A 12751-nucleotide genomic window follows, 5' to 3' on the forward strand; every position below is an offset into this window, starting at 1 on the left:
AGACCCCTTAGTTCTTCAGCAGGGCGGCGTCATCGATCGACGCCGACCCGCGTGTTCGGAAGATGGCCACGATGATCGCCAACCCGATGACCACCTCGGCGGCGGCTACGACCATGACGAAGAATGCCAACACCTGTCCGTGCAGGTTGCCGTGCATCCGGGCGAAGGTGACCAGCACCAGGTTTCCGGCGTTGAGCATCAACTCCACGCCCATGAACGCCACCAAGGCGTTGCGGCGAACCATCACGGCCACACCGCCGACGACGAACAGGATCCCGGCCAGGACCAGGTAATGGGTCAGGCTCATCCGTCAATCTCCCTGGTGCTGGTGGTCTCCGCCGTGGCCTCGATCTCATCCATCTCGGAGATGTCGACCTGTGCGCTCTGGCCGCGGATGCGCAGCACCGTGGTCACCGAGTCCTCGATCGGCTCACCGCTGGCATCCAGTGCCGGCATGTCCGCAGAGTTGTGGCGTGCGTAGACACCCGGCGACGGCCGCGGTGCGACCGTACCAGTGCCCGCGGCGAAGGCGGCCAGGCGACGCTCGGCGAGCTCGGCCTGTCCGACCTTGGGCTCCACGCGCTGCCGGTGGGTGTAGATGATCGCCCCGACCGCGGCGGTGATGAGCAGCGCCGCGGTGAGCTCGAAGACGTAGACGTACTGTCCGAAGATCAACTTGGCCACGCCCACCGCGTTCGTCTCGGCGTTGGCCTCGGCCAACCCGGCGCCGGCGGGAATCGCGACCCGGGCGCCGATCGCCACCAGCAGCAGGAGCAGGCCCAGCGCGACCGCCCCGGCCATCCAGCGCTGACCGACCAGCGGTTCCTTGCGCGATTCCGAGGCGTCCACACCCACGAGCATGATCACGAACAGGAACAGCATCATGATGGCGCCGGTGTAGACCACGATCTGGGCCACGCCCAGGAAGAACGCCTCGTTCATGATGTAGAAGATGGCCAGGCTGACCAGCACCCCGGCCATCGCCACCGCGATCCGCACGGGGCGGCGGCTGAACACCAGGCTCAGGGCAGCCAGCACCGAGAACGGACCCAGCACCCAGAACAGCACAGCCTCACCGGCGGAGATCTCCAGCCCGGTCTGTGCGATCAGGTTCATCGCCCGGATCCCTTCTTCGAGCGGCTGGCGGCGGGGTCCTCGTCCCGTTCGCCGGTCCCCGCGCCGGCGGCTTTGGCGGCGCCCTCCAGCGACGGGTCGTCGGGCCGGTGCTCCCGGACCCAGTCCACCTGTTCGGTGGTGGGTCCGGTGATCTTCTCCTGGTAGTAGTCGACGTCGGTGGTGCCGGGTGCCATCGGGTGCGGCGCGGAGAGCATCCCGTCGGCCACCGGTGCGAGCAGGTCCTGACGTTCGTAGATCATGTCCGCCCGGTTGGTGCTGGCCAGTTCGAACTCGTTCGTCATGGTCAGCGCCCGGGTGGGGCAGGCCTCGATGCAGTAGCCGCAGAAGATGCAGCGCAGGTAGTTGATCTGGTAGACCCGCCCGTACCGTTCCCCGGGCGAGTACTGGGCGCCGGGGGCGTTGTTGGCGGCCTCGACGTAGATCGCGTCCGCCGGGCAGGCCCAGGCACACAGTTCGCACCCGATGCACTTCTCCAGTCCGTCGGCGTACCGGTTCAGTTGGTGGCGGCCGTGGTACCGCGGGAAGGTGCCGACCTTCTCGAACGGGTACTGCTCGGTAGCGGTGGGACGGAAGATGGTCGACAGGCTGACCCCGAAGCCGGCCACGGGGGCGAACAGCTCCTGGAGGGCGTTCTTGTCCAGGTCGGCGTCGACGTCGAACTGCTGCGCCGCCGGCTTGCCGCCCGCGCGGTCCACGTCCTGACCGCGTCCGGCCGCTTCATCCCGTGCAACTTCCTTGTCCTTGCCCTGCTCAGCCATCGTTGCTCTCCTTGCCGTCGGGGGCTTGGTCGTCCGGGTCCGTGCCGGCGGTGGAGGCTTGCGCGCCCCCGTCGGTCTCACCGGCCGGCGTGGCGACCTTGATCTTGCGTGGCGACGGCGGGAGTTTCTGCCCGGGCAGCGGCGGCACCGGGAAGCCCCCGGCGAACGCGTCGAAGTACTCCCCCTCCGTCTCGCCCTCAGCGGTGGTGGCTACCTGCTTGCGCCGCGCGGCGTCGGTGAGTTCGGGACCGGAGGAGTCCTCCTCGTCCTTCTTCTTCTCCGGCAGCAGCGCCAGGACCAGCGCGATCGCCAGCAGCACGCCGGCTCCGGCGAACAACCAGGTGCGCAGGTCGTAGGTGCCTACCACGGTGAACTGCTGGACGGCCTGCCACACGGCGACCACGATCACCCAGACGAGGGAGACCGGGATCAGCACCTTCCAGCCGAAGTGCATGAACTGGTCGTACCGGAAGCGCAGCAGTGTCCCGCGCAGCCACACGAACACGAACATCGCCATCCACAGTTTGATGACGAAGGTCAGGACCGGCCACCAGCCCTCGTTGAACATGCCGTCGTTGATCTGGGAGAGCGGCCAGGGCGCCCGCCAGCCCCCGAAGAAGACGGTGACCATGATTGCCGAGACGTTCAGCATGTTGATGTACTCGGCCAGGTAGAACCAGGCGAACTTCATCGAGGAGTACTCGGTCTGGTAACCGGCGACCAGTTCCCCCTCGGCCTCGGGCAGGTCGAACGGTAGCCGGTTGACCTCGCCGACCATCGAGATGAAGTACACGACGAAGGCGGGCAGCAGGGCGAAGGCCCACCAGGTGGTCTCCTGCGCGGCCACGATCTGGGAGGTGGCCATCGAACCGGACACGATCAGCACGCTGACCAGGGCCAGCGACATGCTCAGTTCGTACGAGATCACCTGGGCGGTGGAGCGCACCGAGCCCAGCAGCGGGTAGGTCGACCCGGACGACCAGCCGCCCAGCACGATGCCGTACACACCCAGGGCCGTCACGCCCAAGAAGTACAGCACCGCGACCGGCAGGTCGGTCAACTGGAGCGGGGTGACGATGTCGGTGAACGGGATCCGCGCCTCTGGCCCGAAGGGGATCACGGCGAAGACCAGGAACGCGGTGACCACCGAGATCAGCGGCGCGATGAAGTAGATCACCTTGTCTGCGCCCTTGACGGTGATGTCCTCCTTCAGCACCAGCTTCAGCGCGTCCGGGATGGACTGCACCAGGCCCCAGGGCCCGCGCACGTTCGGGCCCAGGCGCTGCTGCATACGGGCGATGACGCGGCGCTCGAACCACAGCGCGAAGAGCACCGAGAGCAGCAGGAACAGCAGGATCGCCACGGCCTTGCCGATCATCAGCCCGATCGAGTCGTTGCTGAAGTCCGACGCCGGGGCCGCCGGCGCGGACTGGGCGAGGAGTTGGACGGGGCTCATGACCTGACCTCCGCAGTAACGGCACTGACGGTGACCGACTGACCGGCGGTCACGCCGAGCATCCGGTGTACCGAGGAACCCGGGGAATGCTGCGGCAACCACAGCACCTGGTCCGGCATCGGTGTGATGACCAGTGGCAGCGTGATCGACCCCTTCGGGCCGACTACCGTCACCTTGCCCGCTCCGGCCACACCTGCGGCCTCGGCGGTCCGGGCCGACATCCGCACCACCGGCCGGTGGGCCGTTCCGGCCAGGTGCGGCTCGCCGTCCTGACCGCGAGCGGCGTCGAGCATCAACCGCCAGGTGGCCAGGACAGCCTCGTTACCGGCGCCCGGCACCCGCGTGGTGTCGGCCGCGGTGTCCGGAGCCGGGATCCGGGCTCCGGACCAGCCTCCGAGTTCGGCGAGTTCATGGTGGATCTCGGTCACCGATCCGGTGCCGAGTTCGACACCGAACTGGCGGGCCAGCAGGTCCAGCGCCCGGGCATCAGAGATGTCGTGAGAGGTGAAGACCTCCTCGAACGGACGCGGGCGGCCTTCCCAGGTCAGGAAGGTGCCGGACTTGCGCGTCGGCGGCGCCACCGGCAGCACCACATCGGCGTGGGGGGTCACCAGGGAGTGCCGTACCTCGAGCTGGACGACGAAACCGGCGTCCCGGATGGCTCGCTCCGACCCGGCAGGATCGGGCAGGTCGGACAGGTCCACGCCCCCGACCAGCAGGCCGCCCAGTTCGCCGGAACCGGCGGCGGCAACGATCTGGGTGTGGTCACGTCCGAGGGTCTGGGGCAGGGAGTCCGACCCCCACAGCGCGGCCAGGTCGACCCGGGCCTCGGCGTCGGTCACCGGACGCCCGCCCGGCAGCAGGGTGGGCAGGAGGCCCGCCTCGACAGCCGCACGGTCACCTGCACGCCGTGGCACCCAGGCCAGCCGGGCCTGACGCGCCCGGGAGTAACGCAGCAGCGCACTCAGTGCACCGGGGCTCGCGGCGAGTCGTTCACCCGCCAGGACCACCACGCCCGGCTCGGCCAGGGCCTCGGCGAGATCGGCGGGGATCTCCGAACCGGCCTCATCGAGGCCGACGCTACCGGCCAGGGCGTCGAGCACCTGAGCCTCCCCACCGGGAGTGGTGGAGATCAGGTCGGCGCGCATCTTCGTGGTACCGCGGGAGGCCAGCGGCGCGATAGTGGTCACGTGGACCCTCCCGGCCAGCATTCCCTTGCGCAGGCGCAGGAAGATGGTGCCGGCCTCGTCCTCCGGCTCCAGGCCCACCAGCAGCACCCTGGGTACGCGCTCCAGGTCGGAGAAGGTCACGTCCATCTCCGAGCCCGCCACGTGGTGGCCGAGGAACTGTACCTCTTCGTCGCTGTGCACGCGGGCGCGGAAGTCCACATCGTTGGTGCCCAGCACCACCCGGGCGAACTTGGACCAGGCGTAGCCGTCCTCGAGGGTCAGCCGACCGCCGGGCAGTACGCCCACGCCCCCGGCGCTGCGGGCACGCTGCAGCCCTTCGGCGGCTACCGCCAGCGCCTCGGACCAACTGGTGGCGACCAGTTCCCCGGCCTCCTCATCGCGCACCATCGGTGCCTCGAGCACGTCCGGGGCGTTCTGCCAGGTGAAGGCGAAGCGGTCCTTGTCGGTGATCCACTCCTCGTTCACCACCGGGTCATCACCGGCGAGACGGCGTAGCACCACGCCACGCCGATGGTCGACCCGGATCGCCGAACCACACGCGTCGTGCTCACCGATCGAAGGGCTCGAGACCAGGTCGAATGGGCGCGAACGGAACCGGTAGGTGGCTGAGGTCAGCGCACCCACCGGGCAGATCTGGATGGTGTTGCCGGAGAAGTAGGAGGAGAAGGGTCGGCCGGAGACATCGGTCGCCGCAGCGCCCACCGACCGCACCGCTCCACCGCGAACGCCCGCGGCCCCGCCGGGTCCGGCCAGATCGGTGCCGTCGGCGTAGTCCGGTGCCTCATCCTCACCGCGCGGGATGAACCCGAGCACGGCCTCGTCGAAGGTGCCGATCTGCTGTCCGTGCAGCGAGTGCACTTCCATCCCGGGTGCACCGCCGCCGCGGCCCTGCAGTTCGATGAAGGGGTCGCCGGCGATCTCGTCCTGGAACCGGGTGCACCGCTGGCACAGGATGCACCGGTCCCGGTCCAACAGGATCTCGGTGGAGATCTTGATCGGCTTGGGGAATGTGCGCTTGATGTCCAGGAACCGCGACTCCGGCGCTCCGTTGCTCATCGCCTGGTTCTGCAGCGGGCACTCACCGCCCTTGTCACAGACCGGGCAGTCCAGCGGGTGGTTGACCAGCAGGAACTCGATCTGGGCGTGCTGGGCCTTGTCCGCCACCGGGGAGGAGTGCTGGGTGGAGACGACCATGCCGGGCGTGGCCTCCAGGGTGCAGGAGGTCTGCGGCTTGGGCATCGGCCGCAGGTTGCCCTCCCGGTCCGGCGCCGAGACCTCCACCAGGCACTGGCGGCAGGCGCCGGCAGGCTTGAGCAGCGGGTGGTCGCAGAACCGGGGGATCTGGATCCCCACCTGCTCAGCGGCGCGGATCACCAGGGTGCCCTTGGGCACACCGACCTCGACACCGTCGATGGTGAAGGTGACCTCCGGCTCCGGAGCAACGTCGCCGGAGGCGGAACTGGACGTGGTTGCCGTCATCGGGTGACTCCTGAGAACACAGCGTTGGCTTCGTAGGGGAACAACTCCCAGGCGGGGGTGTGCACCCCCTGCTCGAACTCCTCGCGGAAGTACTTGATCCCGCTCTTGATCGGTTGCGCGGCACCGTCACCCAGTGCGCAGAAGGACCGGCCGTCGATCTCGTGGGCCACATCGAGCAGGGTGTCCACGTCGGCCTCGGTGCCCTGACCGGCCTCGAGACGGTGCAGGATGGCCTTCATCCAGAAGGTGCCCTCGCGGCACGGGGTGCACTTGCCGCACGACTCGTGGGCGTAGAAGTCGGTCCAGCGCGACACCGCCCGGACCACCGAGGTGGTCTCGTCGAAGATCATCAACGCCCGGGTACCCAGCATCGACCCGGCCCCACCGACCTCCTCGAAGTCCAGTGGGATGTCGAGGTGCTCATCGGTGAGGATCGGCGTGGAGGATCCCCCGGGGGTCCAGAACTTCAACCTGTGCCCGTCCCGGATACCGCCGGCCATCTCCAGCAGTTCCCGCAGCGTGATACCCAGCGGCGCCTCGTACTGGCCGGGTCTCGTGACGTGACCGGACAGGGAGAACAAGCCGTGCCCCTTGGAGCGCTCGGTTCCCATCGAGGCGAACCAGTCGCCACCGTTACGCACGATCCCGGGCACCGAGGCGATCGACTCCACGTTGTTGACCACCGTGGGACGCGCGTACAGACCGGCCACGGCGGGGAACGGGGGCTTCAGCCGGGGCTGACCGCGACGGCCTTCCAGGGAGTCCAGCAGCGCGGTCTCCTCACCACAGATGTAGGCGCCGGCACCGGCGTGCACGGTGACCTCCAAGTCGAAGCCCGTGCCCAGGATGTTCGTGCCGAGCAGCCCGGCCGCGCGAGCCTCGGCCACGGCAGCCATCAGGCGGCGGTACACGTGGACCACCTCACCACGGACGTAGATGAAGGCGTGATGGCACCCGATGGCGAAGGAGGTGATCGCCACTCCCTCGATCAGGGAGTGCGGGTTGGCCATCATCAACGGGATGTCCTTGCAGGTGCCCGGCTCGGACTCGTCGGCGTTGACCACCAGGTAGCGAGGGCCGCCATCGGGCTCGGGCAGGAAGCCCCACTTCATACCGGTGGGGAATCCGGCACCACCGCGACCACGCAGGCCGGAGTCCTTGACCATGCTGATCAGGTCGGCCGGATCGGTCTTCAACGCGGTGCGCCAGGCCTCGTAGCCATGAGCGTTCTCGTTGTAGGAGTCCATCGTCCAGGGGCGTTCGGCGTCCCAGATGTCGGAGAGGACGGGGGCGAGAGTGGTCATTGTTCTGTTCCCTCCTGAGCCTGGTCACGTTCCGGGCTCCGCCCGTCGGCCGCCGGTTCCACCGCGCCGTCGTCCAGGTCCGCACCGGCACCGCGGGGTTCCGGGTCGCCAGGACCGCTGGCGCTGACGTCGCCTGCGGACACCGGGGGGCGATCCGCACTGGAGCCGGCCTCGCCCACGTCGGGCTCGCCGTCGTCGGTCTCCGGCCGCCTCGTCCCTCCGCTGGCGCTGTAACCGGGGGCGTGCCAACCCTCGCTACGGGCGAGTTCCAGGCCGACCATCGTGGCCGGGCCGCCCGCAGTGCCCTCGTTGGCGCGACCGTCGTCGAAACCGGCCAGCACCCGGGAGGTCTCCTTGAAGGTGGCCACCCGGTCGGAGCCGCGGGTGGGGCGTACGTCCTCACCGGCCAGGATAGCGTCGACGACCTCCACCGCCGAGGCTGGTGTCTGGTTGTCGAAGAACTCCCAGTTGATCATCATCACCGGGGCGAAGTCGCACGCGGCATTGCACTCCAGGCGCTCCAGCGTGATCTTGCCGTCCTCGGTGGTCTCGTCGTGACCGATGTCCAGGTGCTCCGAGAGCCGGTCGAAGATGATGTCCCCACCCATCACCGCGCACAGCGTGTTGGTGCACACCCCGACGGTGTAGTCGCCGTTGGGACGGCGCTTGTACTGGGAGTAGAACGTGGCCACGGCCGAGACCGACGACTGGGCCAGGCCCAGCACCTCGGCGCAGAAGTGGATGCCGGCCGGGCTGATGTAGCCGTCCTCGGACTGCACCAGGTGCAGCAGCGGGAGCAGCGCGGAGCGGGCCTGCGGATAGCGCGAGACGATCTCGCGTGCGTCGGCGTCCAGCCGCGCCCGCACGTCCGCGGGGTACTCACCCTTGTGCGGAGTCATCAACGGTCCACCCCTCCCATCACGGGGTCGATGGAGGCCACCGCGATGACGACGTCGGCGATGCTGCCGCCTTCGCACATCATGCCCAGCGCCTGCAGGTTGTTGAACGAGGGATCACGGAAGTGCGCCCGGTAGGGCCGGGTGCCGCCGTCGGAGACCAGATGCACGCCCAGGGTGCCCTTGGGGTGCTCGATCTGGCTGTACACCTGACCGGCTGGGACCCGGAAGCCCTCGGTGACCAGTTTGAAGTGGTGGATCAGGGCCTCCATCGAGGTGCCCATGATGTGGCGGATGTGATCCATGGAGTTGCCCTGCCCGTCACTGCCGACGGAGAGCTGGGCGGGCCAGGCGATCTTCTTGTCCGCCACCATCACCGGGTGCTTGCCCTGGCGGTCCTGGGCCTCCAGACGGTCCAGGACCTGCTGGACGATCTTCAGCGACTCGCGCATCTCGGCGAACCGCAGCACCGTGCGGGAGTAGGCGTCGGCGTCGGTGGAGGTGGGGACCTCGAAGTCGTAGGTCTCGTATCCGCAGTAGGGCTGGGCCCGGCGCAGGTCGAAGGGCACACCGGCCGAGCGCAGCAGCGGCCCGGTGGTGCCCAGCGCGACGGCGCCGGCCAGCGGCAGCACACCCACGCCCTGGGAACGGCCGATGAAGATCGGGTTCTTCAGGACCAGTTTCTCCTGCTCGGCGATCGAGCGGTGGATCTCGGGGATCTTCTCCCGCACCAGGGCGGGCAGTCCGCCGGGCAGGTCCAGGACCACGCCGCCGGGACGCACGTAGGCGTGGTTCATCCGCAGGCCGGTGATCGCCTCGAAGATCCGCAGGATCTCCTCCCGGCCCCGGAAGCCGACGGTCATCATCGTGGTGGCGCCCAGTTCGTTACCGCCGGTGCCGATCGCGATCAGGTGGGAAGCCACCCGGTTCAGTTCCATCAGCAGGACCCGGATCAGGCTCGCCCGCTCCGGGACCTGGTCGGTGATACCCAGGAGCTTCTCCACCGCCAGGCAGTAGCCCACCTCCTGGAAGAACGGGGCCACGTAGTCCATCCGGGTGCAGAAGGTCACGCCCTGGGTCCAGGTGCGGAACTCCATGTTCTTCTCGATCCCGGTGTGCAGGAATCCGATCCCACCGCGGATCTCGGTGACCGTCTCCCCCTCGATCTCCAGGACGAGCCGCAGCACGCCGTGTGTGGAGGGGTGCTGCGGGCCCATGTTGACCACGATCCGCTCGTCACCGGCGCGCTGGGCCGCATCGACGATCTCGTCCCAGTCGCCACCGGAGGCGGAGTACTCGCGGGCGTCCTCGGCGAAGTCGGAGGCCGCTCCCGTTGCTGTCGCAGACATCAGTTGTACGCCCTCCGCTCGTCCGGGGCCGGGATTGTCGCGCCCTTGTACTCGACTTCGATCCCGCCCAGCGGGTAGTCCTTGCGCTGCGGGTGCCCGGGCCAGTCGTCGGGCATCTGGATCCGGGACAGGCCCGGGTGTCCGTCGAAGATGATGCCGAGCAGGTCCCATGCCTCCCGCTCGTGCCAATCGTTGGCCGGGTAGATCGCTGTCAGCGAGGGGATGTGCGGGTCCGCGTCGGCCACCGCCACCTCCAGGCGCATGGTGCGGTTGTGGGTGATGGAGTACAACGGGTAGACCGCGTGCAGTTCCCGCCCGGTGTCCTCCGGGTAGTGCACGCCGGAGACGCCGTGGCAGATCTCGAACCTCAGGTCCTGGTCATCGCGCAGGCTCCTGGCGACCAGATGCAGGTACTCGCGGCGGGTGTACAGGGTCAGTTCGGCACGGAAGACGACGACCTTCTCGATCGCGTCGTCGAAGTCCACTCCGGCCTCGGCCAGGACCTCGGTGAGGATGTCCACGATCTCATCGAAGTAGGACCCGTAGGGCCGTTCGGTCGGTCCCGGCATGAACACCGGGCGCACCAGCCGCCCGAAACCGGAGGTGTCCCCCGAGCCGGTGACACCGAACAGTCCCTCGCGGACCTTGATCACATCGAGCGGGGTCCGGCCCTCCGGCTGGACCACCTGCTGGGCACCGGCCTCCTGGGCTTCGTGCGCCACGTGCCGAGTGGCCTCGGTGCCGGCGCCGGTGGTGCCGCTGTCCGGGGTGCCGGCCTCGGTGCTGTCGCTGTCCGGCTTGCCGGCCTCGGTGCTGTCGCTCACGCCAACAACCCCTTCATCTCCTCGGTGGGCACCGCGTTCAGCGCCGCCTCCTCCACCTTGCGGACGGTCTCGGCGCGGTGCGCGCCCAGCGGGGCCCCCTTGATCACCTGGTTGTGCAGTTCCAGGATCGAGTTGATCAACATCTCCGGGCGCGGGGGGCAGCCGGGCAGGTAGATGTCCACCGGCAGGATGTGGTCCACGCCCTGGACGATCGCGTAGTTGTTGAACATCCCGCCCGACGAGGCGCACACGCCCATGGAGATCACCCACTTGGGGTCCGACATCTGGTCGTAGACCGTACGCAGCACCGGCGCCATCTTCTGGCTGACCCGGCCGGAGACGATCATCAGGTCCGCCTGGCGCGGGGAGGCGCGGAACACCTCCATGCCCCACCGGGCGATGTCGAAGCGTGGCGTACCGGCGGCCATCATCTCGATCGCGCAACAGGCCAGTCCCATCGTGACCGGCCACATCGACGAGGAGCGCACCCACCCGACGAGGTCTTCCACCTTGCCCAGGCCGTAGCCGGCGGGAAGTTTCTCTTCAAGTCCCATGTGTATCGCCTCTCAGTCCCAATCCAGTCCGCCGCGGCGCCACTCGTAGATGAAGGGCACCGTGATGAGGAACACGAACGTGATCATCGCGATCAGTCCGAACACCGCGAGTTCACTGAACGCCACAGCCCACGGGTACAGGAACACCACCTCGATGTCGAAGATGATGAAGGTCATCGCCACCAGGTAGTACTTCACCGGGAACCGGCCCGTCCCGCGCGCGTTCTCGGTCGGTTGGATGCCGCACTCGTAGGCGTCGACCTTGATCTTGTTGTAACGCTGCGGCCCGATGACCCGGCTGGCGAGCAGACCACCCAAACCCAGCAGCACTGCCAGGCCCGCCATGATCAGGATCGGGATAAAGGGGCTGTACATAGTCGACCTTCTCTCACGCAGCCCGGACGATACGGGTCAGAGCGGTGATGACACGATCCATGGCGTCCCCGCCACGGGTGTCGTAACTGTCCGATAGCAACTTCAGCACGAACTGCATCAACAATGGTCTGGGCAGACCGTACTTGGTGCAGATGCGCATGATCTCGGGACGCTCGATCAGGCTGACGAACGCCCGGCCCAGCGTGAAGTACCCGCCCAGATCCTCTCGCATGCGGCTGGCGTAACTGGCCAGGGTGCGTTCGCGGGCGAGGTCGTTGGTGCGCACATGGGCCTGGGCGATCACGTCGGCCGCGATCCGGCCGGCCTGGAGCCCGTAGGCGATGCCCTCCCCGTTGAACGGGGAGACCATGCCGCCGGCATCACCCACGATGAGCATCCCGCGGTAGTACATCGGCGCCCGGTTGAACGCCATCGGCAGCGCCGCACCACGCACTGGCCCGATCTGGTTCTCCTTGGTGAACTCCCACTCGGCCGGCGCGTTCTTCATCCAGGTGGCCATCAGGGAGCGGTAGTCGAGTTTGGTCGCGCGTCCGGTGGAGGAGACCGATCCGAGCCCCACGTTCGCGGTGCCGTCACCGAGGGGGAAGACCCACCCGTACCCGGGCAGCAGCGGGGAGGCGTTCGGTTCCCCTTCCCACAGTTCCAGGTGCGATTCCATCCACTCGTCGTCGTGACGGGGTGTGCGGAAGTAGGTGCGCACCGCCACTCCCATGGGCCGGTCGTCACGCTTGGCCAGACCCATCTGGGTGGCCAGGCGGGAGGAGACCCCGTCCGCTGCGACGACGACGGGAGCGTGCAGGACTCGTTCGGCCCCCGCCTCCTCCGGGAGTCGCTTGCCCTTCGCGTCCACCTGGCGCACGCGCACCCCGATGATCCGGCCGGTGCGTTCGTGCAGCACCGGGCCGGTGACGTTCATGCCCTCCATCAGTTTGGCCCCGGTGGCGCGGGCGTGATGGGCCAGGGTCATATCGAGGGAGCCGCGGGCTTTGGCCATGCCGAAGTTGGGGTAGCGCTGGATCTCGGGCCAGGGCAGGTGCACCACGTGCCCGCCTCCGTGCACCCGCAAGCCCTTGTTACGCATCCAGCCGTCCTGGGCCGGGGTTGGCACGCCCATGCGCACGAGTTCGCTGACCGCACGCGGCGTCAGACCGTCCCCGCAGATCTTGTCCCGCGGGAAGGTGGCCTTCTCCAGCAGCAGTACTTCCAGGCCCGCACTGGCCAGGTAGTGCGCCGTGGCAGATCCCGCTGGTCCGGCACCGACAACGATGGCGTCCGCATCGGGGGTGTATGCCACGGTGGCCACGGCTTTCGGCTTCCTCGTTCTCAGGGTCTGGGGTTCGGGGTGGGGTTGCGATGGCTCCCGGTCGGTTCCGGGACTCTTCCTCGTCCTTGTCCAAACTAGTGCCGC

The 12751-nt window shown here is 68.2% G+C and carries 12 protein-coding genes; all 12 read right to left on the bottom strand.

Going from position 1 to position 12751, the window contains the following annotated elements; translation table 11 throughout:
• Positions 1 to 7: 7 nt before the first annotated feature.
• Genes nuoK through ACPL7H_RS08395 form a run of 12 tightly spaced genes read right to left on the bottom strand, consistent with a single transcriptional unit; the run spans position 8 to position 12646 of the window.
• A complete protein-coding gene (gene nuoK, locus ACPL7H_RS08340) occupies positions 8 to 307 on the bottom strand; it encodes an NADH-quinone oxidoreductase subunit NuoK (protein WP_424786349.1) in 300 nt (99 codons plus the stop codon).
• Complete coding sequence (locus ACPL7H_RS08345) at positions 304 to 1116, bottom strand: NADH-quinone oxidoreductase subunit J (protein WP_424796500.1); 813 nt, start codon at positions 1114 to 1116, stop codon at positions 304 to 306. Before ACPL7H_RS08345 ends, nuoK begins: the two co-directional genes overlap by 4 nt.
• Positions 1113 to 1895: an NADH-quinone oxidoreductase subunit NuoI gene (gene nuoI, locus ACPL7H_RS08350; RefSeq protein WP_424786351.1), complete on the bottom strand. Its 783-nt coding sequence runs from the start codon at positions 1893 to 1895 to the stop codon at positions 1113 to 1115. The genes ACPL7H_RS08345 and nuoI overlap by 4 nt, the downstream gene beginning before the upstream one ends.
• A complete protein-coding gene (nuoH, locus tag ACPL7H_RS08355) occupies positions 1888 to 3351 on the bottom strand; it encodes an NADH-quinone oxidoreductase subunit NuoH (protein WP_424796501.1) in 1464 nt (487 codons plus the stop codon). The genes nuoI and nuoH overlap by 8 nt, the downstream gene beginning before the upstream one ends.
• Entirely contained in the window at positions 3348 to 6020 is a 2673-nt protein-coding gene (locus ACPL7H_RS08360; RefSeq protein WP_424796502.1) for an NADH-quinone oxidoreductase subunit G, read from the bottom strand. The genes nuoH and ACPL7H_RS08360 overlap by 4 nt, the downstream gene beginning before the upstream one ends.
• A complete protein-coding gene (gene nuoF / locus ACPL7H_RS08365) occupies positions 6017 to 7324 on the bottom strand; it encodes an NADH-quinone oxidoreductase subunit NuoF (protein WP_424790364.1) in 1308 nt (435 codons plus the stop codon). Before nuoF ends, ACPL7H_RS08360 begins: the two co-directional genes overlap by 4 nt.
• The gene (gene nuoE / locus ACPL7H_RS08370) at positions 7321 to 8223 is read right to left on the bottom strand and encodes an NADH-quinone oxidoreductase subunit NuoE (RefSeq protein ID WP_424786355.1); all 903 of its coding nucleotides are present in this window, start codon (positions 8221 to 8223) and stop codon (positions 7321 to 7323) included. The genes nuoF and nuoE overlap by 4 nt, the downstream gene beginning before the upstream one ends.
• The gene (locus tag ACPL7H_RS08375; RefSeq protein WP_424796503.1) at positions 8223 to 9569 is read right to left on the bottom strand and encodes an NADH-quinone oxidoreductase subunit D; all 1347 of its coding nucleotides are present in this window, start codon (positions 9567 to 9569) and stop codon (positions 8223 to 8225) included. Before ACPL7H_RS08375 ends, nuoE begins: the two co-directional genes overlap by 1 nt.
• Positions 9569 to 10393, bottom strand: a complete 825-nt coding sequence (locus ACPL7H_RS08380) for an NADH-quinone oxidoreductase subunit C (protein ID WP_424786357.1) — start codon at positions 10391 to 10393, stop codon at positions 9569 to 9571. The genes ACPL7H_RS08375 and ACPL7H_RS08380 overlap by 1 nt, the downstream gene beginning before the upstream one ends.
• Positions 10390 to 10947 (bottom strand): NADH-quinone oxidoreductase subunit B, encoded by a 558-nt coding sequence (locus ACPL7H_RS08385; protein WP_424786358.1) that lies wholly within the window; start codon positions 10945 to 10947, stop codon positions 10390 to 10392. The genes ACPL7H_RS08380 and ACPL7H_RS08385 overlap by 4 nt, the downstream gene beginning before the upstream one ends.
• A 12-nt stretch (positions 10948 to 10959) precedes the next feature.
• A complete protein-coding gene (locus tag ACPL7H_RS08390) occupies positions 10960 to 11322 on the bottom strand; it encodes an NADH-quinone oxidoreductase subunit A (RefSeq protein WP_424786359.1) in 363 nt (120 codons plus the stop codon).
• Positions 11323 to 11335: 13 nt separating this feature from the next.
• Positions 11336 to 12646, bottom strand: a complete 1311-nt coding sequence (locus ACPL7H_RS08395; RefSeq protein ID WP_424796504.1) for a geranylgeranyl reductase family protein — start codon at positions 12644 to 12646, stop codon at positions 11336 to 11338.
• Positions 12647 to 12751 lie beyond the last annotated feature (105 nt).

Origin of the sequence: Pseudactinotalea sp. Z1732 (assembly GCF_049724975.1) — a bacterium.
Taxonomy (GTDB): domain Bacteria; phylum Actinomycetota; class Actinomycetes; order Actinomycetales; family Beutenbergiaceae; genus CALKWS01.

Excerpts from the sequence above, each read along its gene's own strand:
- nuoK (WP_424786349.1), bottom strand. The coding sequence starts at position 307 with ATGAGCCTGACCCATTACCTGGTCCTGGCCGGGATCCTGTTCGTCGTC.
- ACPL7H_RS08345 (WP_424796500.1), bottom strand. The coding sequence starts at position 1,116 with ATGAACCTGATCGCACAGACCGGGCTGGAGATCTCCGCCGGTGAGGCT.
- nuoI (WP_424786351.1), bottom strand. The coding sequence starts at position 1,895 with ATGGCTGAGCAGGGCAAGGACAAGGAAGTTGCACGGGATGAAGCGGCC.
- nuoH (WP_424796501.1), bottom strand. The coding sequence starts at position 3,351 with ATGAGCCCCGTCCAACTCCTCGCCCAGTCCGCGCCGGCGGCCCCGGCG.
- ACPL7H_RS08360 (WP_424796502.1), bottom strand. The coding sequence starts at position 6,020 with ATGACGGCAACCACGTCCAGTTCCGCCTCCGGCGACGTTGCTCCGGAG.
- nuoF (WP_424790364.1), bottom strand. The coding sequence starts at position 7,324 with ATGACCACTCTCGCCCCCGTCCTCTCCGACATCTGGGACGCCGAACGC.
- nuoE (WP_424786355.1), bottom strand. The coding sequence starts at position 8,223 with ATGACTCCGCACAAGGGTGAGTACCCCGCGGACGTGCGGGCGCGGCTG.
- ACPL7H_RS08375 (WP_424796503.1), bottom strand. The coding sequence starts at position 9,569 with ATGTCTGCGACAGCAACGGGAGCGGCCTCCGACTTCGCCGAGGACGCC.
- ACPL7H_RS08385 (WP_424786358.1), bottom strand. The coding sequence starts at position 10,947 with ATGGGACTTGAAGAGAAACTTCCCGCCGGCTACGGCCTGGGCAAGGTG.
- ACPL7H_RS08390 (WP_424786359.1), bottom strand. The coding sequence starts at position 11,322 with ATGTACAGCCCCTTTATCCCGATCCTGATCATGGCGGGCCTGGCAGTG.